22 protein-coding genes are annotated in these 25,693 nt (G+C 73.9%); 12 read left to right on the top strand and 10 right to left on the bottom strand.

Going from position 1 to position 25,693, the window contains the following annotated elements; all coding sequences use genetic code 11:
- Positions 1–65 precede the first annotated feature (65 nt).
- Complete coding sequence (locus AB0E05_RS18780) at positions 66–1,016, top strand: helix-turn-helix domain-containing protein (protein ID WP_361964692.1); 951 nt, start codon at positions 66–68, stop codon at positions 1,014–1,016.
- On the opposite strand, the gene AB0E05_RS18775 is transcribed toward AB0E05_RS18780, so the two are convergent.
- Entirely contained in the window at positions 983–1,774 is a 792-nt protein-coding gene (locus AB0E05_RS18775) for a helix-turn-helix transcriptional regulator (RefSeq protein WP_361964690.1), read from the bottom strand. The two genes, AB0E05_RS18780 and AB0E05_RS18775, sit on opposite strands and share 34 nt — an antisense overlap.
- Positions 1,775–1,829: 55 nt before the next feature.
- On the opposite strand from AB0E05_RS18775, the gene AB0E05_RS18770 reads away from it, so the two are divergent.
- Entirely contained in the window at positions 1,830–2,411 is a 582-nt protein-coding gene (locus AB0E05_RS18770; RefSeq protein WP_361964688.1) for a class I SAM-dependent methyltransferase, read from the top strand.
- Here the strand turns inward: AB0E05_RS18770 and AB0E05_RS18765 are convergent.
- From AB0E05_RS18765 to AB0E05_RS18755, 3 genes are all read right to left on the bottom strand, one after another.
- The gene (locus AB0E05_RS18765; protein ID WP_361964686.1) at positions 2,408–2,845 is read right to left on the bottom strand and encodes an SgcJ/EcaC family oxidoreductase; all 438 of its coding nucleotides are present in this window, start codon (positions 2,843–2,845) and stop codon (positions 2,408–2,410) included. The genes AB0E05_RS18770 and AB0E05_RS18765 overlap by 4 nt on opposite strands.
- 34 nt (positions 2,846–2,879) lie before the next feature.
- The gene (locus AB0E05_RS18760; RefSeq protein WP_361964726.1) at positions 2,880–4,724 is read right to left on the bottom strand and encodes an ABC transporter ATP-binding protein; all 1,845 of its coding nucleotides are present in this window, start codon (positions 4,722–4,724) and stop codon (positions 2,880–2,882) included.
- A 494-nt stretch (positions 4,725–5,218) separates the two neighbouring features.
- Positions 5,219–7,564: a SpoIIE family protein phosphatase gene (locus AB0E05_RS18755; protein WP_361964684.1), complete on the bottom strand. Its 2,346-nt coding sequence runs from the start codon at positions 7,562–7,564 to the stop codon at positions 5,219–5,221.
- A 234-nt stretch (positions 7,565–7,798) separates the two neighbouring features.
- On the opposite strand from AB0E05_RS18755, the gene AB0E05_RS18750 reads away from it, so the two are divergent.
- Positions 7,799–8,812, top strand: a complete 1,014-nt coding sequence (locus tag AB0E05_RS18750) for a nitroreductase (protein WP_361964682.1) — start codon at positions 7,799–7,801, stop codon at positions 8,810–8,812.
- A 103-nt stretch (positions 8,813–8,915) separates the two neighbouring features.
- A complete protein-coding gene (locus tag AB0E05_RS18745; RefSeq protein ID WP_361964680.1) occupies positions 8,916–10,820 on the top strand; it encodes an alkyl sulfatase dimerization domain-containing protein in 1,905 nt (634 codons plus the stop codon).
- A gap of 190 nt (positions 10,821–11,010) precedes the next feature.
- On the opposite strand, the gene AB0E05_RS18740 is transcribed toward AB0E05_RS18745, so the two are convergent.
- Both AB0E05_RS18740 and AB0E05_RS18735 read right to left on the bottom strand, forming a co-directional pair.
- Complete coding sequence (locus tag AB0E05_RS18740) at positions 11,011–12,717, bottom strand: bifunctional 3'-5' exonuclease/DNA polymerase (RefSeq protein WP_361964678.1); 1,707 nt, start codon at positions 12,715–12,717, stop codon at positions 11,011–11,013.
- 48 nt (positions 12,718–12,765) lie between these two features.
- Positions 12,766–13,323 carry a sugar O-acetyltransferase gene (locus AB0E05_RS18735; RefSeq protein WP_361964676.1) on the bottom strand — a complete coding sequence of 186 codons (558 nt, stop codon included), beginning with the start codon at positions 13,321–13,323 and terminating at the stop codon, positions 12,766–12,768.
- Between the two features lie 98 nt (positions 13,324–13,421).
- Here AB0E05_RS18735 and AB0E05_RS18730 point away from each other — a divergent pair, with 98 nt between their 5' ends.
- Both AB0E05_RS18730 and AB0E05_RS18725 read left to right on the top strand, forming a co-directional pair.
- On the top strand, positions 13,422–14,072 hold the full coding sequence (locus AB0E05_RS18730; protein WP_361964674.1) for a lipoprotein: 651 nt from the start codon (positions 13,422–13,424) through the stop codon (positions 14,070–14,072).
- A gap of 31 nt (positions 14,073–14,103) precedes the next feature.
- Complete coding sequence (locus tag AB0E05_RS18725) at positions 14,104–15,291, top strand: DUF2786 domain-containing protein (protein ID WP_361964672.1); 1,188 nt, start codon at positions 14,104–14,106, stop codon at positions 15,289–15,291.
- A 116-nt stretch (positions 15,292–15,407) separates the two neighbouring features.
- Here AB0E05_RS18725 and AB0E05_RS18720 read toward each other — a convergent pair whose 3' ends face one another.
- Complete coding sequence (locus AB0E05_RS18720) at positions 15,408–16,229, bottom strand: SDR family NAD(P)-dependent oxidoreductase (RefSeq protein WP_361964670.1); 822 nt, start codon at positions 16,227–16,229, stop codon at positions 15,408–15,410.
- Positions 16,230–16,361: 132 nt separating this feature from the next.
- Between AB0E05_RS18720 and AB0E05_RS18715 the strand changes: the two genes are divergently transcribed.
- The 4 genes from AB0E05_RS18715 (at position 16,362) to AB0E05_RS18700 (ending at position 20,364) form a co-directional block, all read left to right on the top strand.
- Positions 16,362–16,961 carry a TetR/AcrR family transcriptional regulator gene (locus AB0E05_RS18715; protein WP_361964668.1) on the top strand — a complete coding sequence of 200 codons (600 nt, stop codon included), beginning with the start codon at positions 16,362–16,364 and terminating at the stop codon, positions 16,959–16,961.
- A 278-nt stretch (positions 16,962–17,239) separates the two neighbouring features.
- Entirely contained in the window at positions 17,240–17,938 is a 699-nt protein-coding gene (locus AB0E05_RS18710) for a class I SAM-dependent methyltransferase (RefSeq protein ID WP_361964724.1), read from the top strand.
- A gap of 48 nt (positions 17,939–17,986) precedes the next feature.
- Entirely contained in the window at positions 17,987–19,174 is a 1,188-nt protein-coding gene (locus tag AB0E05_RS18705; protein WP_361964666.1) for a pyridoxal-phosphate dependent enzyme, read from the top strand.
- Positions 19,171–20,364: an ATP-grasp domain-containing protein gene (locus AB0E05_RS18700; protein ID WP_361964664.1), complete on the top strand. Its 1,194-nt coding sequence runs from the start codon at positions 19,171–19,173 to the stop codon at positions 20,362–20,364. Before AB0E05_RS18705 ends, AB0E05_RS18700 begins: the two co-directional genes overlap by 4 nt.
- 444 nt (positions 20,365–20,808) lie before the next feature.
- On the opposite strand, the gene AB0E05_RS18695 is transcribed toward AB0E05_RS18700, so the two are convergent.
- Entirely contained in the window at positions 20,809–21,396 is a 588-nt protein-coding gene (locus AB0E05_RS18695) for a sigma-70 family RNA polymerase sigma factor (protein ID WP_361964722.1), read from the bottom strand.
- The gene (locus tag AB0E05_RS18690; RefSeq protein ID WP_361964728.1) at positions 21,294–22,178 is read right to left on the bottom strand and encodes a hypothetical protein; all 885 of its coding nucleotides are present in this window, start codon (positions 22,176–22,178) and stop codon (positions 21,294–21,296) included. Before AB0E05_RS18690 ends, AB0E05_RS18695 begins: the two co-directional genes overlap by 103 nt.
- Before the next feature lie 283 nt (positions 22,179–22,461).
- On the opposite strand from AB0E05_RS18690, the gene AB0E05_RS18685 reads away from it, so the two are divergent.
- Positions 22,462–23,415: a ferric reductase-like transmembrane domain-containing protein gene (locus AB0E05_RS18685; protein ID WP_361964661.1), complete on the top strand. Its 954-nt coding sequence runs from the start codon at positions 22,462–22,464 to the stop codon at positions 23,413–23,415.
- A gap of 38 nt (positions 23,416–23,453) precedes the next feature.
- Here AB0E05_RS18685 and AB0E05_RS18680 read toward each other — a convergent pair whose 3' ends face one another.
- Entirely contained in the window at positions 23,454–24,110 is a 657-nt protein-coding gene (locus tag AB0E05_RS18680) for a TetR/AcrR family transcriptional regulator (RefSeq protein ID WP_361964659.1), read from the bottom strand.
- A 78-nt stretch (positions 24,111–24,188) separates the two neighbouring features.
- On the opposite strand from AB0E05_RS18680, the gene AB0E05_RS18675 reads away from it, so the two are divergent.
- Entirely contained in the window at positions 24,189–25,691 is a 1,503-nt protein-coding gene (locus AB0E05_RS18675) for a serine hydrolase domain-containing protein (protein WP_361964657.1), read from the top strand.
- Positions 25,692–25,693 lie beyond the last annotated feature (2 nt).

The following is a 25,693-nucleotide window of genomic DNA, read 5'->3' as shown; positions in this document are numbered from 1 at the left end:
CAGCCTGCCGCCCGCCGGCCGTCCCTCCGAGTGTCAGAAATGACATCCTGGGGTACTTTCTTGCCGTGCACCGCGTCGCCGCCCTCGTCCACCCGCCCCAGTCGACCTTCGAACTCGCCTGCACCGCCGAGGTGTTCGGGACCGTACGGCCCGGACTCCCGGTCCGGTACGCCTTCGAGGTGTGCACCGAGCACCCCGGGCCGGTCCCCACCTGCGCCGGGTACGACATGTTCGTGACGGCCGGGCTGGAGGCGCTGGACCGCGCGGACACCGTCGTCGTCCCGGGCTGGCTGCCCACCACCGAGCCGCCGTCGGACCCGCTCGTGCGGGCCCTGCGCCGGGCGCACGGGCGCGGCGCGCGCATCGTCAGCATCTGCTCCGGCGCCTTCGTGCTCGCGCACGCCGGGCTGTTGGACGGGCGGCGGGCCACCATCCACTGGGATCGCGCGGCGGACTTCGCCGCGTGCTTCCCGGCCGTACGGCTCGATCCGGACATGCTGTACGTGGACCACGGTGACGTGGCCACCAGCGCGGGCTCCGCCGCCGGCGTCGACCTGTGCCTGCACCTCGTACGGGAGGACCAGGGCGCCCGGTACGCCGCGCACGTCGCACGGAACATGGTGATGCCGCCGCACCGCGAGGGCGGGCAGCTCCAGTACGCGGCGCCGGCGGACCCCGGGCGGTTCGACGGCTCGCTCGCGCCGCTGCTGGAGTGGGCCGCCGAACGGCTCGGCGAGGCCGTGGACCTGGATGCGATGGCCGCGCACGCGGGGGTGTCGCAGCGCACGCTCGCGCGCCGGTTCGCGGAGCAGCTCGGCACCAGCCCGGGGCAGTGGCTCCTGGGGCAGCGGATCGCCGCGGCCCGGGAGCTGCTGGAGGGCTCCGACCTGCCGTTGGACGCCGTCGCCCGGCGCGTCGGGCTGTCCTCGGCCACCAACCTCCGCCGACGGTTCCTGAACGCCCTCGGCACCACGCCGGGCGCCTACCGGCGGGCGTTCCGCGCCGACGTGAAGTAGCGGCCCGGGGTGACGCCGGTCTCGCGCCGGAAGGCGGCGACGAACGCGCTCACCGTCTCGTAGCCGACCGCCGACGCCACCCGGTGCAGCGGCTCGCCCGCGGCCAGCGCCGGCAGGGACGCGTTCAGCCGGGCCAGCGTGCGCCAGCGGCCGAACGGCATGCCGGTCTCGGCGAGGAAGAGCCGGGCGAGCGTACGGCCGGAGGCGCCGACGCACCGGCCCCAGGCGGCGAGCGTACGGGCGGACGCCGGGTCGTCGAGGAGCGCCCGGGCGACTTCGGCCGCGCGCGGATCGGTCGGCAGCGGGGTGTCGAGGGTGGTCACCGGCACCGGTTCGAGCAGGCCGAGCAGGAGTGCCCGGCCGTGCGCGAGGCTGTCGGCGTCGGCGCGCCGAGAGCCGTCCGTGGGAGCACCGTTAACGTAGTGGATCAGCTCGGCTATCAGCGGGGTGACCTCGACCGGCTGCGGCGCGGTCCACGGCCCCGGCACGGGAGGCGCCGCGTTCAGATAGAGCGACGTCATCGTGGTGTGGCTCGCCGAGACCACCTCGTGCGGCACCTCGGCGGGGATCCACAGCGCCCGGGTCGTCGGCAGCACCCAGGTGCGGCCCCGCGCGTGCACCGTGAGGGTGCCGCGGGAGGCCCACGCCAGCTGGTGCACGGTGTGGGTGTGCCGGCCGAACCGGGTGCCCGCGGGCATCGGGAACGTCCCGATGACCACCGGCGCCCCGCCGTTTTCACCGTGTCCGTCTCGCGACATGACGTGGAAGCGTACGGCCTTCAAGACGGCCGCGCCGCTCCCTAGCGTGGTCGTCATGAACAAGAACCACGAGCTGTGCGCCACCCCCGAGTGGGCCGCCTTCCTCCAGGGCGACGTGCTGCCGGTCGCCGTCGCCCGCGCCGACCTTGGGCGGGAGCTGCTCGAAGTCGGGCCCGGCCCCGGCGCGGCCACCGAATGGCTGCGCACCAGGGTCGAACGCCTGGTGGCCGTCGAACTCGAAGCCGAGGCCGCGGCGCTGCTGACCGAGCGCTACGCGGGCACGAACGTCGAGATCCGGCAGGGCAGCGGGGTCTCGCTGGAGTTCCCCGACGCGTCGTTCGACTCGGCGGCGTCCTTCACGATGCTCCACCACGTGCCGACGGTCGCCCTCCAGAACCAGCTGCTCGCGGAGGTCCTGCGGGTCCTGCGACCGGGCGGCGTGCTCGTCGGCGCGGACAGCCTGCCCAGCCACGAGCTGCACGAGTTCCACGAGGGCGACGTCTACAACCCGCTGGAGCCGGCCGCGTTCCTCGTCCGGCTCCAGACACTGGGGTACGTCGACATCACGCTGCGCGTGAGCGACGGCCTCACCTTCTCCGCACACAAGCCCAAGCCCAAGCCTGAGGCCCTGGCCTAGGCCCGCTTCTGCGCCTGCCAGTCCAACGGGGAGAGTCGCGCGTACTCCTCGTCCCGCTCCGAGAAGTCGGCCACGTCCGTCCGCAGGGTGTTGTGGAAGGCCAGCACGCGCCCGTCGCGGAAGAGCTGCGTCTGGACGGAGTGCCACTGCCCGGCGCGCGGACCGGCCGGCACGTCCAGCGTCGTCGCGCTGTGCACCAGCTCCACGCCGTCGCCCAGTGCGCGACTGGAGAGCAGCCGCATCCGCAGCCGGCTGCCCCGGTAGACGGTGTCGAGGATCTTCTGGTGCTCGGCCGCGATGACGGCCCGGCCCTTCTGGATCCGTCCGAGCGCGTCCACGTAGTCCGCGTCCTCCTCGAACTGCTCCGCCCACGCGGCGCCGTCGGCCGCGTTCCAGGCGCGCTCCAACTCGGCCATGACCTCGTCGATCGCCATCGGTCCTCCACCCTCTCGGCCAATGTTCCACTCTCTAGAACACTGTACTAGCAGGGGGCTCCGCGGGCGTCGCCGTGGTCTCCTCCTCGTACGCGTACTGGCGCGACTGCACCAGGTACATCCGGCGGAACGTGCCCTCCGACCCCTGCGCCATCAGCTCCGCGAAGGAGCCGTTCTCCACGACCCGGCCGCCTTCCAGCACGTAGATCTCGTCGGCGTGCCGGACGCTGTGCAGCCGGTGGGTGATGAGCACCACCGTCTGGCCCTCCGCCGCCAGCGCCCGGATCTGGTCGAAGATCCGCTGCTCCGCCTCCGCGTCCAGCGCGCTCGTCGGCTCGTCCACGACCATGATCCGGGCGTCGCGGTGACGGGCGCGGGCGATGCCGAGGCGCTGCCACTGGCCGCCGGAGATCTGGTGGCCGCCGCGGTAGCCGCGGGCCAGCAGGGTGTCCCAGCCGCGCGGGAGGGACGTCACGGTCTCGTCCGCCCCCGCGTACGCCGCCGCCGCGTCCAACAGGTCGTCGTCGCAGGGCGCGTCGGGGCGGCCGATGGCGACGTTCACCCGGGCGGTGAAGGGCCAGCGGAAGAAGTCCTGCGCCACCACCGCGACCCGGTCGAACAGCTCGGCCCGGTCCGCCTCCGCCGCGTCCACGTCGTCCCACATCACCCGGCCCGCGTCGGGCGCGTACAGACCGCACAGCAGCTTCGCGAGCGTGGACTTGCCGCTGCCGTTGTTGCCGACGAGGGCGATGATGCGGCCGGTGGGGATGGTGACGTTCACGCCCTGGAGCGCGGGCGTGCCGTGGTCGCCGGGGTACGTGAAGGTGACGTCCTCGAAGCGGACGGCGCGCACCTCGGCGGGGAGCGGCCGGCCCGTCGCGGGGATCAGCCGGCGGTCCGCCTCCGCGCACAGCGTGCCGAGGTCGGAGACGAACAGGCTCTCCTCGTAGAGGTAGTTCAGCTGGACGACGAGCGCGTCCAGGTTGGACGAGCCGGTGCGGATGGCGATGACCGCGGTGCCGGCGACCGCCAGGTCCATCGTCCCGGTCCACAGCAGTGCGCCGAGGGTGGCGTACGTGGCGGCGGTGGCCAGCCCGGTCCAGCCGGAGGCGATCAGTCCGGTACGGGCGGCGAGGCCGGCCAGCCGGGTCTGCTCCCGCTCGCCCGTCTCGGCCATCATCCGGAAGTGCTTGAGCAGGAACGGGCCGATGTTGTGCACCCGCACCTCCGGCGCCGCCTGGGCGTCGATGAGGAGCCGGCCGAGGAGCTGGCCGGCGCGCGCGTGCTGCACCCAGGTGTGGAAGGAGACGTACCGGCGGCGGGCGATCGTCAGCGAACTCCACGCGCTGGGCAGCGTCATCAGCGCGAGCAGCGGCAGCAGCGCCGGGTGCAGGATCGTGAGCACCCCGGCCGCCGCGACCAGCGAGATGCCGGCGTTCACCACCGACGTACAGAAGCGGATCATCCGGCGGGCCGACTCCGCGCCCCACTGCGCCGAGTCCAGCAGCTTGTGGAACTGCTCGTCCTCCACCGCCGCCAACTCGACGCGTGCGACCCGCTCCAGGTACTCCTCGGTCGCCACCCGGAACACCTTGGGCTCCAGCCGGCCCGTCCCGGCCGTGGACACCGACCGCAGCAGCGCGCCGACGAGCCCGGCGAACGCGACGACGACCAGCGCGGGCAGCGCCGCGTGCAGCCGGTCCCCGGTCGAGCCGCCGGCCAGCAGGTGGACGAGGACCCCGTTGACCGCGACGAGGCCGACGGCCTGCGCGATGCCGCTGCCCAACTCCGCGCCGGCTACCTGGCGCAGGGCGCGCGGGTCGGCGCGGTGGGCCAGTCGGATGGTGGTGGCGACCAGCCCCGGCAGTCGGGCGACCATCGCGCGCAGGCCGAGCGCCAGGAACGAGCCGTCGTGGGTGCTCCAGCCCGCCTCGTAGCGCAGGGGGCCGCCGAAGAGGAGCCGTTCGGACTCCGAAACCTCCTCCTCGGAGTCGGGTGCGCGGCCCTTCTCAGCCGACTGCTGGGATCGGTGGGACTGCTTCCCCTTGTGCCCCTTGTGCTGCTGGGGTTGCTGGTGGCGCTTCTCGTCCTGGTTCTCGGGCTGTTTGGACCGCTCCGGCTGCTTCTCGTCGTGCTGCTCGGAGTCCCCCGCGGGTCCCCCTCCCGCTCCCCCCACGGCTTCCGTGATCCGTGTCGCTCCGGCTTTCTGGTGAGTCATACGAGCCACCCCGTCTCGCTAGTGCGTACACCCGGCACCCGCCACCCTGCTCGCCCGCCGGCGGCCGTACGGGGGAAAAGGGCGTTTCCGCCCGGGGACGGGGGAGGGTGTGCGATAGGGAACGCGGCGCGGACGGGCGGCACTTCGTGCGGTGCTCAGCCCACCATCCGCACCGGGCCCGACTCCCACGACGTGCGTCGCACCAGCAACACCGCCACGTCGTCGTACCCGGGGTGCGTCGAGCCGTTCGCCGCCCGGCCGCTCGACACCAGGGCGTCGGCCAGCGCCTCCAGGTCGCCCTGCCGGTCCGTGCCGCCGTGCTGCGGTCGGGTCATCCACTGCGACAGCGCGGCCGACACCTCCGCCACGGCCTGCTCGTACGGCCGGTCCGGGGTGTCCACCAGGCCGTCGGTGTACAGCAGCAGCGCGGCGCCCGGCTGGAGCTGCCCGTGGAAGACGGGGTAGCGGTCGGTGGGCGCGTAACCGAGCGGCAGCGCGCCGGGTGACGGCAACTCGTGGACGGTGCCGTCCGGTTCGGCCTGGAGCGGGCTCGGATGGCCGGCCCGGACGACCTGGAGGTGGCCGGCGCGCGGCGAGACGTCCACGATGCAGCAGGTCGCGAAGCGGTCGGTGTCCAGGCCCCACAGGGTGTGGTTGCCACGGGCCATCAGGTGCTCGGCCCGGTAGCCGTCGTACGCGTGCGCCCGCAGGGCCGTGCGCAGCTGCCCCATCACCCCGGCCGCCTGCGCGCTGTGGCCCTCGACGTCGCCGATGACCAGCGAGGCACCGCCGTCCTCGCGCGGCAGCAGGTCGAACCAGTCGCCGCCGACCTGCATGCCCTCGGCGGCCGGCAGGTAGCGGGCGGCGATCTCGAAGCCGGGGAGCCGGGGCAGCGCCCGCGGCATCATCAGCTCCTGGAGCTCGGTCATCCGCCGCCGGAAGAGGTCCGACAGCCGGGAGCGGGCCAGCGACTGGGTGAGGATGCCCGCGATCGCGGCGGTGATGATCTGGTCGTCGTGGGTGAACTGCCGCGGCTGCTCGTACGAGATGAGACAGGTGCCGACCGTGCCGTCCGCCGAGGCCAGCGGCAGGAAGACGAACGCGCCGTGGCACTCGGTGGGCCGCAGCCGCGGATCGGGGAAGCGCTCCAGGTACTCCTCGCGGGAGCCGAAGAACAGCGGATGGCCCGCGCGCAGCGCCTCCGCCATCGGGTTGTTCGCCACCGTGCCGATCACCCGCAGCCGGCTCATGGTGGTCTCGGGGTAGCCCACGGCGCCGGCGAGCAGCAGCCGGCCCTCGTGCTCGATGTGGAGGGCGAGGGCGGTCGCGCCGAGTTCCGGCAGGACCGTCTCCGTCATGGTGTCGAGCACGTCCCTGGTGGAGAGCGCGGAGGCGAAGGAGTTCGTGACCTTGAGGACGAACTCCCGGCGGGCCTCGCGGCGCGACACCCGCTCGCGCTGCGCGGTGCAGTCCCAGACGACGCCGACCATCAGGGCCGGCTCGCCGTCGGGCGCGTACTCGATGCTGCCCTTGGACTCCAACCAGTGGATCGAGCCGTCCGGCCACACGACCCGGTGGACGGCGTGGTGCTCGCCCTCCCGCTTGCTCTTCTCCACGGTGGCGAGGAGCTTGTCGAGGTCGTCGGGGTGGACGGCGGTCAGGAAGGTGGTGACGAGGGAGTCGAAGCGGTCGGGGTCGAAGCCGAAGAGACGGATGGTGCGCTCGTCGGCGACGACGATGCCGGAGGAGACGTCCCACTCGAAGGAGCCGATGTTGCCGCGGGACATGGCCAGCTCCAGCCGGGTGCGACGGCTCTGGCTACGGCGCTGGAACTCCTGGAGGTCGGCCGTGCCGGCGGGCGCGTCCCCGACCGCCGGCGCCGACGCGGGGGCGTCCCCGCCGGCCGCCGCGGCGGCCCGCTCCGCGCCCTCCTGCATCAGCAGGTGCTCCAGCCGGTGCGCACACACCTCCGTGATCATGGTCAGCAGCCGGTGGTCCTCGGGCGTCAGCGCTCCCGGCCGGTCGTACTGGACGACCAGCCCGCCCAGACAGCGGTCGTCGACCAGCAGCGGCATCACCACGAAGTGCACCTTCTCCTGGAGCCCGGCCAGGTCCGGATAGCGCTCGACCAGGTCGTCCGAGACGCCGTGGACGGGCCGCTTCTCGCGCACGGCGACGGCGAGCGGCAGCGAGGAGTCCGGGGCGATCACCGGGAAGCGCCGGATGACCTCCTCGTTGGTGCTGCGGTAGCCGGCGAGCCGGAGCCAGCCGTCCTCGTCGGCGACGAAGACGGACCCTCCGTACGCGCCGATGCCGGCCAGGCCCAGCTCCAGCGCGGTGATCAGCAGGCTCTGCGAGTCCGGGCTGTTCAGCAGGCGGATGACGCCCTCGCGCACCCGGCCCGTGTCACCGCTCCCCCGGCTGTTGTCGGTGTCCTTGCCGTGGCCGTGGCCGTTGTCCTTGCCGTCGTCGTTGCCGATGCCGACGTCCCCGGCTGCCATCGAGCACCTCCTCACGGGGCCGAAGGCCGAGGGCTGCGTAGCCCCCTCACCGACCAGTCTCCCCGGGGACCGCCGTCCCCGCCCGTCCCGGCCACCGGACCTCACCAGCAAAAAGCAGTAAAAGATATTTTTCTTATGTTTAAAGGTGATATCAGACTTTTGGCCCTCCTTTGTAGGCGGGGCAACCGGAACCCTGAAGGGACAGACCCACCCCCCAGAGGAAGCAGCCGGCCCGTGCACCCCACCCCCACCGCACTGCCCGAGGCGCGCCCGCTGGACACCGCCCTGATCACGTCCCTGATCGAGGACGCGACCCTGGCCCCGTCCATGCACAACGCCCAGCCCTGGAGCTTCCGCTTCACCCCGGCGACCCGCACCTTCCGGATGCGGGCCGACCGCAGCCGCGCGATGCCGCAGGCCGACCCCGAGGGCCGGGCCCTCCACATCGGCTGCGCCGCGGCCGTCTTCAACCTGCGGGTGGCCGCGGTGCACGCGGGCTGGGACCCGGTCACCCGACTGCTGCCGGACCCCGCGGACCCCGATCTGCTGGCCGAGGTGGAGCTGGTGCGCCGGCCCCCCGAGTCGTACGACGAACTCGCCGAGCTCCACCCCGCGCTCCGGCGCCGCCACACCAGCCGCGCGCCCTTCCGCGACGAGCGGATCGAGGAGTCCCTGCTCGACGTGGTGCGCCGGGCCGCACTCCTGGAGGGCGCCCGGCTCGCCTTCCCCGACGCCTTCCACCGCAGGACCATCCTCGAACTCAGCGGCGAGGCGATGAACCGCGAACAGGCCGAGCCGGCGCACCGCGAGGAAACGGCGCGCTGGACCGAGGGCCCGGGCCGGGAGGACGTCGGCGAGGAGGGCGTCCCGCGGTACGCCTTCGGGCCGCGCAGCCGCTCGGGAGGCGCGCCGGTGCGGGACTTCGAGTCACCGGACGACACGTACGTACGGGAGTGGGCGGTCTTCGAGGAGTCGCCGCAACTGGCGTTGCTGGGCACGGCGTTCGACCGCCCCGTGGACTGGCTGCGGGCAGGGCAGGCGATGGAGCGCGTGCTGCTGGAGGCGACGCTGGACGGCCTGGCGACGTCGGTGGCCTCGCAGGCGCTGGAGTGGAGCGACCTGCGGTGGGCGGTGCGGGACCCGGCGACGGCGATGGGGCACGTGCACATGGTGATCCGTCTGGGGTACGGGCCCATGGGCCCGTCGACCCACCGGCGACCGGTCAGCGAGGTGCTGACCTTCGAGTGACGCCCACGGGGTGCACGGGGTCCACGGGGTGCACGGGGTCCACAAGGCGCATGAGGCATGGGTGCAAAATGCGCAAGATCCCAGGAAATGGAAGTGTGGAGCCATGTCATCCACGCCCAACGGGGCCCGGCCGGCGATCGTGCACCAGCAGGCCGACCTCCAGGACCGACTGCCCTTCTCCGACACCCAGGACTTCGAGGACGCCGCACGGGGCCTGATCGCCCGCCGCACGCCGAACGTCGTCACCGCTGACGACGGCTCCCCGGTCTGGGACGGCGACTCGTACGCCTTCCTGAGCGGCGACGCCCCCGACACCGTGAACCCGAGCCTGTGGCGCCAGTCCCGGCTCGTCGCCCAGCAGGGCCTCTACGAAGTCGTCGACGGCATCTACCAGGTCCGCGGCTTCGACCTGTCGAACGTGACGTTCGTCGAGGGCGAGAAGGGGGTCGTCGTCATCGACCCCCTCATCTCCGTGGAGACCGCGGCGGCGGCCCTCGCGCTCTACCGCGAGCACCGCGGCGACCGCCCCGTCACCGGCGTCGTCTACACGCACTCGCACGTCGACCACTTCGGCGGCGTCAAGGGCGTCACCACCGCGGAGGACGTGGCCGCGGGCCGGGTGCCGGTGCTCGCGCCGGAGGGCTTCCTGGCACACGCGGTCTCCGAGAACGTGTACGCGGGCACCGCCATGGGCCGCCGCGCGGCCTACATGTACGGCGCGTCCCTCGCCCGCGGCCCCCGCGGCCAGCTCGGCGCCGGCCTCGGGCAGACGACGTCGACCGGCACGGTCACCCTCGTCCCGCCGACCGTGGACGTCACCACGACCGGTCAGGAGGAGGTCGTCGACGGCGTGCGCATGGTGTTCCAGATGGCGCCCGACTCCGAGGCGCCGGCGGAAATGCTCATCCACTTCCCCGACCTGCGGGCGCTGTGCACCGCCGAGGACGCCACCCACACGCTGCACAACCTGCTGACCCTGCGCGGCGCGGTGGTCCGCGACCCGCACGGCTGGGCGGGCTACCTCACCGAGGCGATCGACCTCTTCGGCGACGTGACGGACGTCGCCTTCGCGTCACACCACTGGCCGACCTGGGGCCGGGACCGCGTCGTACGGTTCCTCAGCGTCCAGCGCGACCTGTACGCGTACCTCCACGACCAGACCGTGCGCCTGATCAACAAGGGCTGGACCGGAGCCGAGATCGCGGAACACCTCAGGCTGCCGCCCGCGCTGGAGAACGCCTGGAGCACCCACGGCTACTACGGCTCGGCCAGCCACAACATCAAGGCGATCTACCAGCGCTACATGGGCTGGTTCGACGGCAACCCCGCGCACCTGTGGCAGCACCCGCCGGTCGCGGCCGGGAAGCGGTACGTCGAGTTCATGGGCGGCGCCGACGCGGTCGTCACCAAGGCCCGCGGCTCGTTCGACGCCGGCGACTTCCGCTGGGCGGCCGAAGTGCTCGGCCACGTCGTGTTCGCCGACCCCGACCACGCCGCGGCGCGCGAACTGCTCGCCGACACGTACGAACAGCTCGGCTACGGAGCCGAGAACGGCACCTGGCGCAACTTCTACCTGTCGGGCGCGACCGAACTGCGCGACGGGCGGTTCGGCACTCCGACCGTCGCCGCGTCCGCCGACATCATCGCCAACCTCAGCCTGCCGAAGCTCTTCGACGCCCTCGCCGTCCAGATCGACGGCCCGAAGGCGTGGGACGAGGACTTCACCATCGACGTCCGGCTGACCGATGCCGCCCCCGGCACCGACGCCCGGTACCGCCTCCGCCTCGCCAACGGCGTGCTCACCCACACCGCGGCGCCCCAGCGCGGCGACGCCGACGTCACCCTGACGACCACCACCACGGCCCTCCCCGCCCTGGTCGCCGGCCCGTTGACGCCGGACCGGCTGGACGGCGCCGGCATCCGCATCGACGGCGACCGCTCCGTCCTCGCCACCCTCGCCGCCCTCCTCGACCCGGGCGACCCGGACTTCCCGATCGTCACTCCGTGAGCCGGAGCGATGCGTGTGCCCTTGCCTGCGTGTCAGCGGGCGCGACCCCGCCGTGCCGGCTCAGCACTCGTGCCGCCCTCAGCCCGGTGGGACCTGCCCGCGCAGTTCCGGGCCGCAGAGACCAACGCACCCGCAGCACGACGGCGGAACCATCACCCGCACGCGGAGCACCCGCACCCGCACCGCCTCCTCATTTCGCGTCCGCGTAACACCGCACCACCGCCGTCGTCAGGGGAAACCGCACCGGGGTGTCGCCGAAGGCGACCCGGCCCGCCAGCTCCGCCGATGCGGCGATCGCGCGGGTGACCGCGTCCGTCTCGTCCTCGGGGCAGTGCACGATGACCTCGTCGTGCTGGAAGAAGACCAGCTCCGCCCGCATCGACGCCGTCGCGCCGCGCAGCGCCGCGAGGAGCAGCAGCGCCCAGTCCGCGGCGCTGCCCTGGACGACGAAGTTACGGGTGAAGCGGCCCCGCGCCCGCGCGTTCGTCGAGGCGTAGCCGGGGACGAAACCGCTCTCCGAGGCGCCGGTGCCCGCGCCGGCCGGGTCGGCCGGGGCCTCCTGCGGAAGGCCCGCCTCGCCGTCGTCGTCCCCCGCCCCCGCCGCCGGCGGGCTCGTCCGGCCCAGCCACGTGCGCACCAGGCGGCCTTCCTCGCCGGCGCGGGCCGCGTCGTCCACGTACGCCACCGCCGCGGGGAAGCGCCGCCGCAGCGCCGCCAGGTTCTTCAGGCCGTCTCCGGACGTCTGGCCGTACACCGCGCCGAGCAGCGCCAGCTTCGCCTGCTCGCGGTCGCCGGAGAACGCCCGGTCGGACAGGGTCGTGTACAGGTCGCCGGGGTGTCCGGCGACCTCCATCAGGCCCGGGTCGCGGGAGATCGCCGCCAGCACCCGGGGCTCCATCTGGTCCACGTCGGCGACCACCAGCCGCCAGCCCTCGTCGGCGACGACCGCGCGCCGGATCACCTTGGGGATCTGGAGCGCGCCGCCGCCGTTCGTCGTCCAGCGGCCGGAGACCGTGCCGCCGGGGAGGTACTCCGGGCGGAACCGGCCGTCGCGCACCCAGTCCTGCAACCAGCTCCAGCCGTGCGCCACCCAGATCCGGTACAGCTTCTTGTACGCGAGCAGGGGCGCCACCGCGGGGTGGTCGACCTCCTCCAGCTCCCACCGGCGGGTCGACCGCACCCGGACGCCCGCCGCCGCGAACGCCTTCACCACCTCCGCCGGCAGGTCCGGCCGCACCCGCCGCCCGAACGCCGCCGACACCTCGTCCGCCAGCTCCGCCAGGCGCCGCGGCTCGCCGCCGCCCGCGTACCGCTCGCCCAACAGCTCGTCCAGCACGCCGCGGTGCACGTCCGCCCGCCACGGCAGCCCCGCGCGGTGCAGCTCCGCGGCCACCAGCATCCCGGCGGACTCGGCGGCCGTCAGCAGCCGCATCCGCCCGGGGTGCTCGGCGGCCCCGTGTCTTCGCTGCTGCTCCGCGTACACCTCCAGCAGTGACTCCAGCGGCACGGCCACCGGCTCCGGCTCGAAGAGCGAGGACTGCGCCCCGGGCTCGGCGGCCCGCTGCGGCGGATCGGGCGGCACCGGCTGGCGGTGCAGCCGGGCGAGCGCCGCCGCGGCCGAGCGGGGCTCCCCCAGCCGCCCCTCGTGCCCCAGCAGCAGCGCTTCCGCCGCCTCGACGTCGTAACACCGCTCGACGCGGACGCCGGCCGCGAGCAGCCGGGGATACGCCTCGGCCGTCGACCGCCACACCCAGCGGCCGACCTCGGGGCGCGAGCGCACCGCGGCGGCGAGGTCGGGCTCCTCGACGACGGGCCCCGCGGGCAGCCCGTCGGGGCGGAGGGGGACGAGCCGTGCCCCGCCCCCTTCCACCGCCGCCACGGCCCACCGTTCAGCCATGCGCCGAGTCTCGCACCCGGGTCTGACATCGCCCCGAACGCAGCGCTCTCAGGGCAGTTCGCGCACCACCCGCGCCGGGTTCCCCACCGCCAGCACCCCCGCCGGCAGGTCCTTCACGACCACCGACCCGGCGCCCACGACCGTGTTCTCCCCGATCGTCACGCCCGGGCAGACGACGACCCCGCTGCCGAGCCAGACGTTGTCCCCGATCGTGATCGGCTCGCCCCGCTCCCAGCCCGCCCGACGGCGCTCGTGGTCCAGCTCGTGATTCGGCGTCACCAGTTGCACGTTGGGACCGATCTGGACGTCCGAGCCGATGGTGATCGGCGCGGCGTCCAGGAAGACCGCGTTCACGTTCACAAAGACGTTGTCGCCCATGGTGATGTACGTGCCGTAGTCGCACTCGAACGGCGGCCGGATCCGCACGTTCTCGCCCACCGAACCGAACAGCTCCTTGAGGATCGCCGCCCGCTCCTCGCGCGACCCCCAGGGGATCGCGTTGTACCGGGCGCACAGCTCGATGCGGCGCTTGATGTCCTCGATGGAGTCCGGATCGCCGGGCAGGTACCAGTCGCCCGCCAGCATCCGGTCCTTGTGCTCGCCCACCTTGCAGCCTCCTGCTCTCCGCGGCCCCCGTCGACCCGCTTAGGTCCTGTCTGGACCTAGGATCACCTCCTGCCAGTGGACGGATCCAGGGGGTTTTCATGACGTACGCGAACGGGACCGCGCGAAGAATCGGCGGGCTCGCCACACTGCCCCTCGCCTTCGCCCTGCTCAGCGGCTGCGGCACCGAAGCCGAGCCGTCGGGCAAGGCCGCCCCCTCTTCTGCCTCGGGCACGGAATCCGCCGCCGCGACCGGCCCCGTCCACAGCGTGGGCGCCAAGGGCGGCCCCTGCCCCCTCCCCGTGACCCTCGACGCCCCCGCCGACTGGAAGGTGGCGCCCGTCAAGCTGGAGGGCGAGGCCGGGGCGGCGATCGGCGTCCAGGGCACGGTCACCCTGGCCTGCGAACTCGACGCCCGCCCCAGCGGCGCCACCGGCTTCCTGCGCGTGTGGACCGGCTCCCTGCCGGGCGAGGACCCGCGCGCCGCCCTCGAAGCCTTCGTCGCCGACGTCCCCGACGAGAAGCGCGAGCAGGTCGTCTACCGTGAGGTGAAGGCCGGCGCCCTGCCGGCCGTCGAAGTGACCTACCTCGGCACCAGCGCCGTCACCGAGGAGACCGAGAAGGAACGCGCGCTCGCGGTCGGCACGCCCAGCGGCGTCGTCGTCATCGCCGTGGACGCCATGGACGACGCGGAGCACGAAGCCGTGCTCCCCGCGTACGAGCGCGCGAAGCAGTCCGTACGCACCACCTGACCCGCCCGTACCGTACGTACCCCTGACACCCATGAGCCAGCAGACCCCACCGCCCTCCGCCGTCGACGCGGCCTTCGCGACCGCCCTGTACGCCCGCGCCCCGCGCAAGGGCGTGGACGCAGCGCTCGACACGGCCGCCTCCCGCCTCGCCGCCGACCCCGCCGACGAAGCGGTCGACGCCGAGCTGACCCGCCGCGGCGAGGGCTTCCTGCGCGGCGCGTGGGAACGCGGCTGGCAGCCCGCGGACGTCGTGCGGCTGGTCCGCCGCGACCTCGAAGACCACCACGTCCGCGCCGTCGCCGCCCTCATCAGGTCCGAGGCCGACCGCTACCCGCCCGCGGCGCTCCCGGCCCGCTGGGCGGCCCAACTCGCCGAGCTGGCGCCGGACGCGGTGCCGCCGTGGCGGGCGCCCGACCGCTTCTCGTACGCCACGGCCGTACTGGAGCTGTACCGCCTGCTGCTGCACCTGCCCTCGATCGAGCCCGTCGACCCGGTCCCCGGCGGCTCCCCGGCCGCCGTCCCGCGCGGGCCGCTCCCCGCGGGCGAGAGCCGCACCCTGACCCGGATACGCGCACTGCTCGCCAAGGCGGAGGCCACCGACTACCCCGAGGAGGCCGAGGCCCTCAGCGCGAAGGCGCAGGAGCTGGCGGCCCGGCACAGCGTCGACCCCGACACCCTCACCGGGCCGTCCGCGACCACGGCCGGCCCCGCGGCCTGCCGCATCGGCGTCGACGCGCCGTACGAGACGGCGAAGGCGATCCTGCTCGACGCCGTCGCGGAGGCCAACCGCTGCCGGGCCGTGTGGAGCGAGGACTTCGGCTTCTCCACGGTCGTCGGCTTCGCGTCCGACCTGGACTCCGTCGAGGTGCTCTACACCTCGCTCCTGGTCCAGGGGAACGCGGCGATGACCCGCGCCGAGGCCGCGCAGCGCGCCGGGGGCCGCAAGCGCACCAAGACGTTCCGGCAGTCCTTCCTGACCGCCTACGCCGCCCGCGTCGGCGAGCGCCTGACGTCCACCGCCGCGGCCGTCGCCGCCCCGGAGGACCTGCTGCCCGTGCTCGCCACGCGCGAGGTCGCGGTGGCCGCCACGACCGAGGCGATGTTCCCGCGCACCACCTCGACCCGGGTGCGCGGCGTCAGCGACGAGGCCGGCTGGACGGAGGGCCGCGCGGCGGCCGACAACGCCCGGGTCGCCCCGGAGCGCCCGCCCCTGCGGTAGGGGCACTGCCTTGGCGGGCGCGACGGCGCCGTAAGGGGTACGCAACGAGGGCGCCCACAACCCGGCGGGTGGCTGGCCGCGGAGACCAGCCCACCCGCGCAGGGGCCCCGCGTCGGTTACCCCGGGGCGAGGCGGCTCAGGTGTTCCCAGGATCGGTACGCGTCCGTCTGCGCCCGGCCCATTTCCAGGACGTGGTCGAAGGACTGGCTGCCGACGATCAACCGCCGGGGCGGGTCCGGCAGTGCGACCAGTTCCATGACGGCCGGCGCGGCGGTGGCCGGCTCCGGGGCCACGGCGTCGCCCCACATCTCCTCCATCCGGGTCCGCAGCGCCGCGTACTCCGGCAGGGGGTCCGTGTTCGTGGTGCCGGTGGTGAACAGGCCGGTGTTGTAGCCGCCCATCTGGACGATGGTGACCTTGACGCCGTACCCCTCGGCCTCCATCGCCAGGGCCTCGCTGACCGAGTCCAGCGCGGCCTTCCCCGCGCCGTAGAAGCCGACGGTGGCCATGCCGCCGCCGCTGCCCATCGAGGTGACCTGGAGGAGCCGTCCCCCGCCTCGGGCCCGCAGATGGGGAAGGACCGCCTGCGCCACCCACACGGCACCGAAGAAGTTCACGTCCAGATGCGCCCTGATCTGCTCCTCCGTGGCCTCCTCCACCATGCCGTAGAGCATTCCGCCGGCATTGTTGACGACGACGTCGAGCCCGCCGAACGCGGCTGCCGCCCGCTCCACCCCGTCGAACACGGCCCCGCGGTCGGCGACGTCCAGCGCGAGCGGCACGAGCCGACCGGGGTGCTGATCGGCGAGTTCCTCCAGGGGCTCGACGTTGCGGGCCGCGGCCACCACCCGGTCGCCGGCCGCCAGGGCGGCCTCGGCGAAGGCCCTGCCCAGGCCGCGGGACGCGCCGGTGATGAACCAGATCCTCGACTTCGACACTGCGCCTCACTTCCAGCCACCATGGGCCACCTCAGAAAACGAGACGATGCGTCTCGTTTCTTTGGAAGCCTAAGGCATCGCCGGGACTTAGCGAAACGGTGCGTCTCGTTTTTCTTCCACTAGGGTGAGCGCATGTCCAACGAGAAGGGGCCGGACCACTCCCGGCGCAGGGAGCGTTCCCGGCAGGCGATCCTCGCGGCCACCCGCGCGCTGGTCGCCGAGGAGCCGTACGAGAAGGTCACGGTCGAGGCCATCGCCGCCCGCGCCGGCGTCGGCAAGCAGACGATCTACCGGCGGTGGCCCTCGAAGAGCGCGGTCGTCTTCGCCGCCCTCCTGGCGCTGAGCGAGGGCGCGGACGCCGGGTCCGTCGCGCTGCCGGACACGGGCGACCTGGAAGCCGACCTCAAGCTCGTCATGCGCGCCACCGTCGAGGAGTTCACCGACCCCGCCTTCGACAAGCTGATCCGAGCCCTCAACACCGAGGTCGCAGCCGACGCCGAGCTGGCGGCCGAGTACCGCGAGAAACTGGCCCGGCCGCTGGAGGAGGCGAAGAAGACGCGCCTGCGCAGCGCCCAAGGAGCCGGCCAGCTCCACCCCGACGCCGACCTCGACCTCGCCCTCGAAGTGCTCTACGCGCCCCTCTTCCAGCGGTGGCTGCACCGCAGCGGCCCGCTGACGCCCGCGTACGCCGACTCCCTCGTCGACGCGACGCTGCGGGCCTTCGGCCCCTGAAGGGACCGCCGAAAGGACCACTGAAGGGACCCCCGGAGGGACCACCGAAGGACCGCCGGAGCGCGGTTCGCAGGGCACGCGGGGAACTCCCCGGCGTTACGGTACGACCACTGCAGGGACGGACGAGGACGCAGACGTACGGTTCCCAGGAGGTCGACGTGGTGCCCCACCCCCAAGGCCGGGCCGAGGTCCAGGACCACGAAGAGGCCCGGGCAGCGGCCCAGGCCCCGCCCGAGTGGTACGCGGACGACACGCTCTGGGTGGACTTCGCGCCCACGATGTTCTCCGCCGCCCGGGCCGACTCCGTCGCCGCGCTCGTCGCCGACGCCGCCCTGCTCGACTTCCCGCCCGGCTCGCGCGTCCTCGACCTGTGCTGCGGCCCCGGCCTCTTCGTCGTCCCGCTCGCCCGTCGCGGCCACCACGTCACCGGCGTCGACCTGAGCGAGCCGATGCTGGCCCGGGCCCGCACCGCCTGCGCCGACGCCGGCGTCACCGCCGAACTGCTGCGCGCCGACATGCTCCACCACGTGCGCCCCGGCGCGTACGACGTCGTCCTCAACGTCTTCACCTCCTTCGGCTACTTCGCCGACCCCGCCGACAACCTCCAGGTCCTGCGCAACGCCCGGCGCAGCCTCGCGCCCGGCGGCCGGCTCGTCGTCGACGTCATGGGCAAGGAGGTGCTGGCCGGCTGGATCGGCCGCCCCCAGGTCGTCGACCTCCCCGACGGCTCGTACGTCGTCCAGCGCGACACCGTCCTCGACAGCTGGCGGCGGCTGCGCACCGACTGGACGCTGGTGCGCGGCGAGAACGCCCGCACCGCCGCCATCCACTCCTTCCTCTACAGCGCCGCCGAACTCCACGACCTCTTCCGCGCGGCCGGCTTCGACTCCGTGGCGACGTACGGGGACTTCGACGGCGGTCCGTACGACCAGCACGCCCGCCGCCTGGTCGTCGTGGGCCGCACGCCCGCCGCCTAGGGCCTGTCGGGCCCCTCCCCCACCCTGCTTGAGGAGACCCCCCTCACCATGCCCTCACCCGTGACACCCGAGCTCGCCGCGGCGCGCGCCACCGTGCACGAGCACATCACCGACGCCCTCAAGGACCCCGCCTTCGTCCGCCTCGCCGACTCGGTCGTCCTCGCCCGCTTCGAGACGATGAAGGTGTACGCGGCGCTGGGCGCCGTGCGCACCCTGCTGGAGTCCGGCCGCGTCGCGCCCGGTCAGACCGTGGTCGACAGCTCCAGCGGCATCTACGCCCTCGCGCTCGCCATGGCCTGCCACCGCTACGGACTGCACTGCCACATCGTCGCCTCCACCACCGTGGACGCCACGATGCGGGCCCAACTCGACGTGCTGGGCGCGACGGTGGAGCAGATGCCGCCCTCCCACGACCTGCGGCTCGACCAGGAGCGGCGGGTGCGCCGGGTGCGGGAGCTGCTGCACAGCCGCCCCGACGTGCACTGGATGCGGCAGTACCACGACCCGGTCCACTACGCCGGCTACCAGGAGTTCGCCGACCTCGTCACCGCCGCGCTGCCGCCGGGCCCGCTCACCGTCGTCGGCGCGGTCGGCACCGGCTCCTCCACCGGCGGGCTGACCCGGGCGCTGCGTGCCGGCGGCCGGCAGGTGCGGCTGGTGGGCGTCCAGCCCTTCGGGAGCGTCACCTTCGGCAGCGAGCGGTTCAGCGACCCGGAGGCCATCATCGCCGGCATCGGCAGCTCCATCCCGTTCGGGAACGTACGGCACGAGCTGTACGACACCCTGCACTGGCTGGACTTCCGGCACGCCATGGCGGGCGCGGTGGAACTGCTGCGCCGGCACGCCGTCTTCGCGGGCCTGTCGACCGGTGCCGCGCACCTCGTCGCGCGCTGGGAGGCCGAGCAGGGCCCCACGGGGACGACGCACCTGGTGCTGGGCGCCGACACCGGACACCGGTACGCGGAGCGGGTGTTCGCCCGGCACGCCGAGGCGCTGGATCCGCGGACCCTGCGTCCGCAGCGGATCGCGGACCTCGGCGAGCTGGCGCCGCCGTGGGCGGTGATGGAGTGGGAGGCCCGCCCGGCGCCGCCCGCGGCCCGCGTCCCCGTCGCCCCCTCACGTACCGCCGGATCCACAAGCACCACCGCCACCAGCACTACTGGCACCACCGCCACCACCGGCACTACTGGCGCCACCGGCCCTACTGGCACTACGAGCACCAGGAACGTCCCATGACGATCGTCGCCCTCGAAGCCCTCTCCTTCGGCCTGGACCGCCTCGCCCGCGCCGCGTCCGCAGCCGGCCACGCGCTCCACCTCTTCACCGGTGACCGCGCGGTCTACCGGCACGAGCTGGCCGCCGTCGCCCCCGACGCCCTTACCGTGGTGGACGTCGACACCACCGACCTCGACGCCGTGCGGCGCGCGCTGGCCGCCGTGCCCGACCTCGCCGGGCTGGTCAACACCACTGACACGTGGAGCGTCCCGGCCGCCGACCTCGCCTCGGAGTTCGCGCTGCCGGGCCCCGACCCGGCCGCGGTGCGCGGGCTGCGGGACAAGTCGCTCGTACGCCGCAAGCTGTACCGCGCCGGCCTCAGCCGGGGCACCGCGTCCGACGACCCCGCCACGGTCGAACTGCCCGCGGTCCTCAAGGACTCGGCCGGCACGTCGTCCCGCGCCGTGTGGATCGTGCACGACGAGGCGGAGCGCCGCGCCGCGCTCGACGCGGCGGCCACCACCGGAATGAAGGGGACGTTGTTCGCCGAACCGTTCCTCGCCGGCCCGCTGTACAGCGCGGAGACGCTGACGTGGAAGGGCGAGACGCGGCTGCTGGGCGTGACGAGCCGGCAGACCTCCCGCACCCCGGCCGTACGGGAGGAGGCCGCGGCCTTCCCCGTCGCGCTGCCGCCGCACGAGGGCGAGCGGATCGCCGCCTGGGTGGCGGAGGTGCTGGCCGTCGCCGACCACGACCAGGGCTTCGCACACGTGGAGTTCGTCCTCACCGTGCACGGCCCCGAACTCGTCGAGGTCAACCGGCGCATCGGCGGCGCGCTGATCGGCGAGGCGCTGTGCCGCTCCTACGGCAACGCGGTGTACGAGGCGCTGGTGGACATCACCCTCGGGGTCCGGCCCGCGCTCCTGGACGCACCGGCGACCGCGGGGCGCGAGGGCCCCGCGGTCGCGTTCGTCCTGGTGTACGCGGACCGGCCCGGGGTCCTCACGGGGTGGCGGGGGCTTGAGGGCCTTGCGGCGTTCCCCGGCCGGGTGGAGTGGTACCCGGTGCGGGCGCCCGGGGACGCCGTCGCCGCCGTCGACGACCAGCGCGGCTGCACCGGCATGGTGCTGGCGGAGGGGCCCACGGCGGAGTTGGCGCAGCACCGGGCGTGGAGCGCGGCGACGACCGTACGCCCCCTGACGGCGCCCTGACCGCACGTGATCCGTCGGTTCGGCGCGCCCCACTTCTGACTGCTCGCCGCCGCCCAAGCGGCCCTCCTACCGCTGCTCCTGCGCGCAACCCCGCGCCCCCGCAGCCCCGGGAGGGCGACGCCCTCCACCCGTAGCTCCCGCGCGCCGCCTGACATACCCGCCGTAGCCCCGCGCAGTTCCGCCCCCTGCGCCCGCAGGGCGTGGGCATTTAGGGGCGCGGGGAACTGCGCGACAGGCCCACCACCGGCCCGCAGCAGCCAACACACCCACAGGAAAACGGCGGTACGTCTCAGGGGTGCGGGGAACTGCGCGAACAGCACCCGCTGCGCCGCAGGGACCAACGCTCCCGCAGCGGCACGGCGCGCCCGTCAGGTCGCGCAGAGCCCCTGCGGGCCCCAAGGGGACCGCAGGGGACCACCCGTCAGCGCGGCCCCGCGGGACGCGCTACGCCGCGACGAGCACGCCCGCGCCCCCCTCCGCCACGTCCCTCGGCCCCGCTCGCTCGTCGAGCCAGACCGCCGCGAGTTCGCGGCGCGCCCGGGCGACCCGGGATCTTATGGTGCCGACGGGGCAGCCCAAGACCTCCGCGGCTTCCCCGTACGACAGGCCCAGCAGCCGGGTCAGCACGAACGCCTGCCGCCGCCCCTGCTCCAGCGCCGCCACCGCGTCCATGAACGCCACGGACTCGTCGAAGCCCGGCAGGTGCAGCCGTCCCGAGCCGGCCCGGTCGGCGGCCCCGACCCAGTCGTCCGCGGTGTCCGCGATCCGGGGGCGGGCCGCGGCCCGGCGGATCCCGTCGACGACGACCCGGCGGGCGATCGCCAGCAGCCAGGTCCGTGCGCACGAGCGCCCGGCGAAGCCGCTGAGGCTGGTGAGCGCGCGCAGGTACGTCTCCTGCGCGAGGTCGTCCGCCCCCGGCACGTCGGTGGTCAGATGGACGAGGAAGCGGCGTACGTCCTCGTAGGTGGCTTCCACGAACAGCTCCGTGGCCCGGCGGTCGCCGCCCCCCGCAGCCAGGGCCCAGCCGGTGATCTCCGCGTCGTTCCGGTCGTTCCGGCTGCGTCGCGACGCATCGTTCCGACCGGGTCGCACGGCATGCGGATATAGCGAATGAGGCATGACAAAACACCCTTCACATCCGAACTTTTCCCAGGAGAGGTCAAGAACGGACGGACGGGCGGCCCGCGCCGGGTCACGGCCCTCAGCGGGGTGAGGGACGCGGGCGGGCCCGGCGGCGGGCGGGGCGCGGTGACGAGGCGCACGACGCACGGCGGCCCGGCGCACCCTCCGAAGAGCGCCGTACGGACCAGCCGCAGCCGCTGTCGCACGTGCTGCGGCAGCGGCGCGGCCCGCCCCAGCCGGGCCAGTTGGGCGAGCGCCCGCTCCCCGCGCCACAGCCACCAGCCGCAGACGGCGCCCGCGAGCAGGTGCGCGAAGGTCATGCCGGAGGTGAGGAGCCCGGGGTCGAGCGCCCGGTCCAGCGCGGCGACGGGGGCGGAGCGCATGCCCGGGTGCGGACCGATGTGGTGCGGCACACCGACGCCCGGCGCGGGGGCGGTGCCGTGACCGACGGCCGCGAAGAGCAGATGGAGACCGACCTGCGCGGCGGCGCCGGCGCCGACGACGGCTCCGGCGGAACGTTCCTTTCGAGTCAATCGCCACGCGAGGGCGGCGAGCGGCGGCAGGGCGAGGCCGTACGCGAATCCGGGGGGCGAGTCGCCCGACGCGAGGTCGTGCCCGAACCCGGACGCCACGGCGCACACGGCGGTGAGCACCGCGGTGTGCACGAGGCGGAGTGCGGATCCGGCTCTCATGCGGCTCATCGTGCCAGCGCGACCTGTGGCTCTGGGAGAGCCACTCGATCATCAGATGTCCGCTCATTGGGCGGTTTACCGCCACGGAGGGCGGCGGTGACCCACGTCACGTGAAGGTGCCGGGAACTTTCCCGCCCCCGCCCCCGACCACTTGAGCAAGCACACGATCCCCCCACGGATCACCCGTCCCGACCCACCCGCCCGGCGCACCGACCTCCTGACGCCCTGACTCCCCTGGCCTTCCCCCCACACGTGCACATCGGATCGCGGAGGAGCGACCTCGATGCATCCCCCTACGGAGCGGACCGCGCCCGCGTCCCAGCCCACCCGAGCCCCGCGGATAACGCTCCGCTCGGACCTACGGGCGAGTTGGCTCGACGGACTGATCGCCCTGGTGATCACGGGCGCCCTGTTCGCCCTCATCTGGACCCGGATCAAGTCGCGGGCTTCCGACACGGCCACGGTGATGCCCTTCATGGCCGACGACCCCGAAGCCTTCTGGCTGTACTTCCTGAGCCAGGCGTTCGGCTGGTCGGCGCTGCTGTGGGCCTGGGGCACGGTCATGATCGGACTGCTGCTCTCCGGCCGCCGCATCCCCTGGCTGCGGATCTCCGGCACCCGACTGGAGCGCCTGCACCGCACCACCAGCCTCAACACCATCATCCTGATCGCGGCCCACGCGCTGCTGTTCGCCGCGGAACTCATCCGCTTCGACGACGACACCTGGCCCGCGGCGACCTGGACCGCCTTCGTCGAGACGTTCGTCCCCGGCGGCTACCAGACCGGCACCGGCCGCGTCGCCATCCCCGTCGGCCAGGCGGCGCTGTACCTGGCGATCCCGCTGGGCCTGCTGTTCTACGTGCGCCACCGCATGGGGCCCAAGACCTGGCGGGTGATGCACCGCTTCGTGATCGTCGTCTACGTGCTGAGCGTCTGGCACACCCTGCTGTACGGCACGAACGTCTGGTACGACGGCTGGTTCCGCACCACGATCTGGCTGCTCCAGATCCCCGTGGGCCTGCTGCTCCTGCTCCGCCTGGTGCGCCCGGCGCGCCGCTCGGAGAAGCTGCCGCCGGTGGCGCAGGCGTCGTCCAAGTCGCTGTGGGGCGTACGGCTGACGGGCCGGCTGGCCGCGGCCGGCGTGGTCGCCGCGCTGCTGGCGGTCGTCCTGTCGGGCCACGACGGCGGTCGCCAGAAGCCGCCCGAGGACACGTCCTCCAGCCACGAACACGACTGACGACCGGTCCGAACCGCGCACCGGGGGCGGGGCCGGCGCTACTTGCCGCCCCCGCCCCCGCGGGCGTACTGCCGGCACTCGCCGGTGAAGACCGCGGCCAGTTCCGCGGTGACGATCGAGGAGACGAGCGCCGCGGTGTCCCCCGTCGCGGTGGGGGGCTCGCGGTACACCTGGAGCGCCAGTCCCTCCGTCACGGCGGCCAGCCGCAGCGCCGCCGGGCCGGGGTCGAGGTCCGGCTCGACCTCGCCGCACTCCTTGCCGTTGTGCACCGCGCGGGCGAGGTCCTCGCGGATCCGGCGCGCGGTCTCGACGTCCACCGCGGCGAGCGCGGGCGCGTCGAGCGCGCGCCCGGCGAACGCCCGGGCGACGCGGTACTCCGCGCGCCGGGTGTCGTCCAGCGGGATGAACTCCGTCAGCACCTCCACCATGATCGCGGCGATGGGCCGCTGGTGCCGCGTCCCGGTGCGGATGCGTTCCTCCGCCCTCCCGCGGATGCGCGCGCTCACCGTCGTGAAGGCGTGCAGCAGCATCTCGTCCTTGGTGCGGAAGTAGTGCTGCACCAGCCCGACGGACATGCCGGCGGTCCGGGCGGTGCGGGCGACGGTGACGGCGTCGAGCCCGTTCTCTGAGATCAATTCGCAGACGGCGGCGGCGATCTGACGTCGGCGTTCGTCGTGGTCGGCGGTCCTTGGCACTTGATAACCGTACCAGCGTACGGTAAAAACCGTATGGCCATATGGTTATCCGTGTCCGCCTCGATCCTGAGGACCGCCATGCCCGACCACCGCCACCCGCTTGCGCATGCGCACCGCCGCGCCGCCGCGGCCGTGCTGCCGCTGTTGTTCCTCCTGCTCGCCGTCCCGCCGCCGGCCGCCGCGGCGGCCACGCCTCTTGAATCGCCGTCAACCAGCCCGTACGCCGAACTCGACGCGTACGTCCGCGACCGCATGGCGGCGACCGACACCCCCGGCCTCTCGTACGCGGTCGTCGGCCCCGACGGCCCCCTCCACCAGCGCTCCTGGGGCACGGACGGCCGCGGCGACCGCGTCACCGCCGACACACCCTTCCTCTGGGGCTCGGTCGCCAAGCCGATCGCCGCGACCGCGGTGCTGGCCCTGGTCGAGGAGGGCCGACTCGGTCTGGACGACCCCGTGGTCGACCACCTGCCGCGCTTCCGCTTCGGCGGTGCGAAGCACGCCTCCCACGTCACGGTGCGCCATCTGCTCGCGCAGACCGCGGGCATCCCCAACTCCGCCACGCTCAAGGTCACCGACTGCCTGGACGCGGACTGCCCCCGCCCCCGGGACCGCGTCGGCGCCCTCGACGACGTCACGCCGCTCGGCCCGCCCGGCACCGCGTACGCCTACTCCAGCGCGAACTACCTCCTGCTGGCCGCGGTCGTCGAAGCCGCCACCGGACGGCCCTTCGCCGACGAGCTGCGCCGCACGGTGCTCGCCCCGGCCGGCCTGCCCGAAGCGATCGCCGACCGGGACTCGGCCCGCTCGCGCCGACTCGCCCCCGGTCACCAACTCCTGTGGGGCATACCCGCCGCGACCGCCGACGGCGTCGACGACCACGGCGCGGCGTACGGCTACGCCGGCGGCGACCTCCACGACCTGGCGGCCTTCGCCGCTTTCCAACTCCGCGCCGCAGCCCCCGTCCTCACCCCCGAGTCGGTGCGCCTGATGCGCCAGGAGAGCAAGGACGGCAGCGGGTACGGCCTGGGCTGGCGCGTCGGCGGCCTGGACGCCCCCCTCGGCCAGGCCGTCTGGCACACCGGCGGCAGCCCCGGCTACTCGGCGATGGTCTTCCTGCTGCCGGAGAAGGGCGTCGCGCTGGTCCTCCAACAGAACCTGTACGGCCTGCTCCAGGACGACGCGATCATGCAGGTCGGCTTCGGCGCGGCCCGCATGCTGGCCGGTGCGCCCCGCCCGGACGCGGACTCCCCGTCGGCGACGGTCCACCACCTCACGGTGTGGACGACCACGTCCCTGGCGGTGCTCCTCCTGGCGGCCACCACCCGCGCCCTGCTGCTCCTTCGCCGCCCCGCCCACCGCCACCGCTGGCTCCCCACCGCCCTGTGGTGCCTGCTGGGCGCCCTGCCCCTGGTCGCCTTGGCGGCGCTGGCCCGCGCCATGCCGCTGACCCAGGCGTGGTCCTGGGTCCCGGACGCGACGCTCGCGCTGTACGTCGCCTCCGCGGCGGGCGCGGCGCTGTCGGCCGTACGGCTGTGGCTGACGCTCCGGAGCAGGCGAAGGGATCACCCCGTAGCGTGAGG

The organism is Streptomyces sp. NPDC048057, from assembly GCF_040653095.1.
Classification (GTDB): Bacteria; Actinomycetota; Actinomycetes; order Streptomycetales; family Streptomycetaceae; genus Streptomyces.
This window is presented reverse-complemented; position numbering and strand designations above follow the sequence as displayed.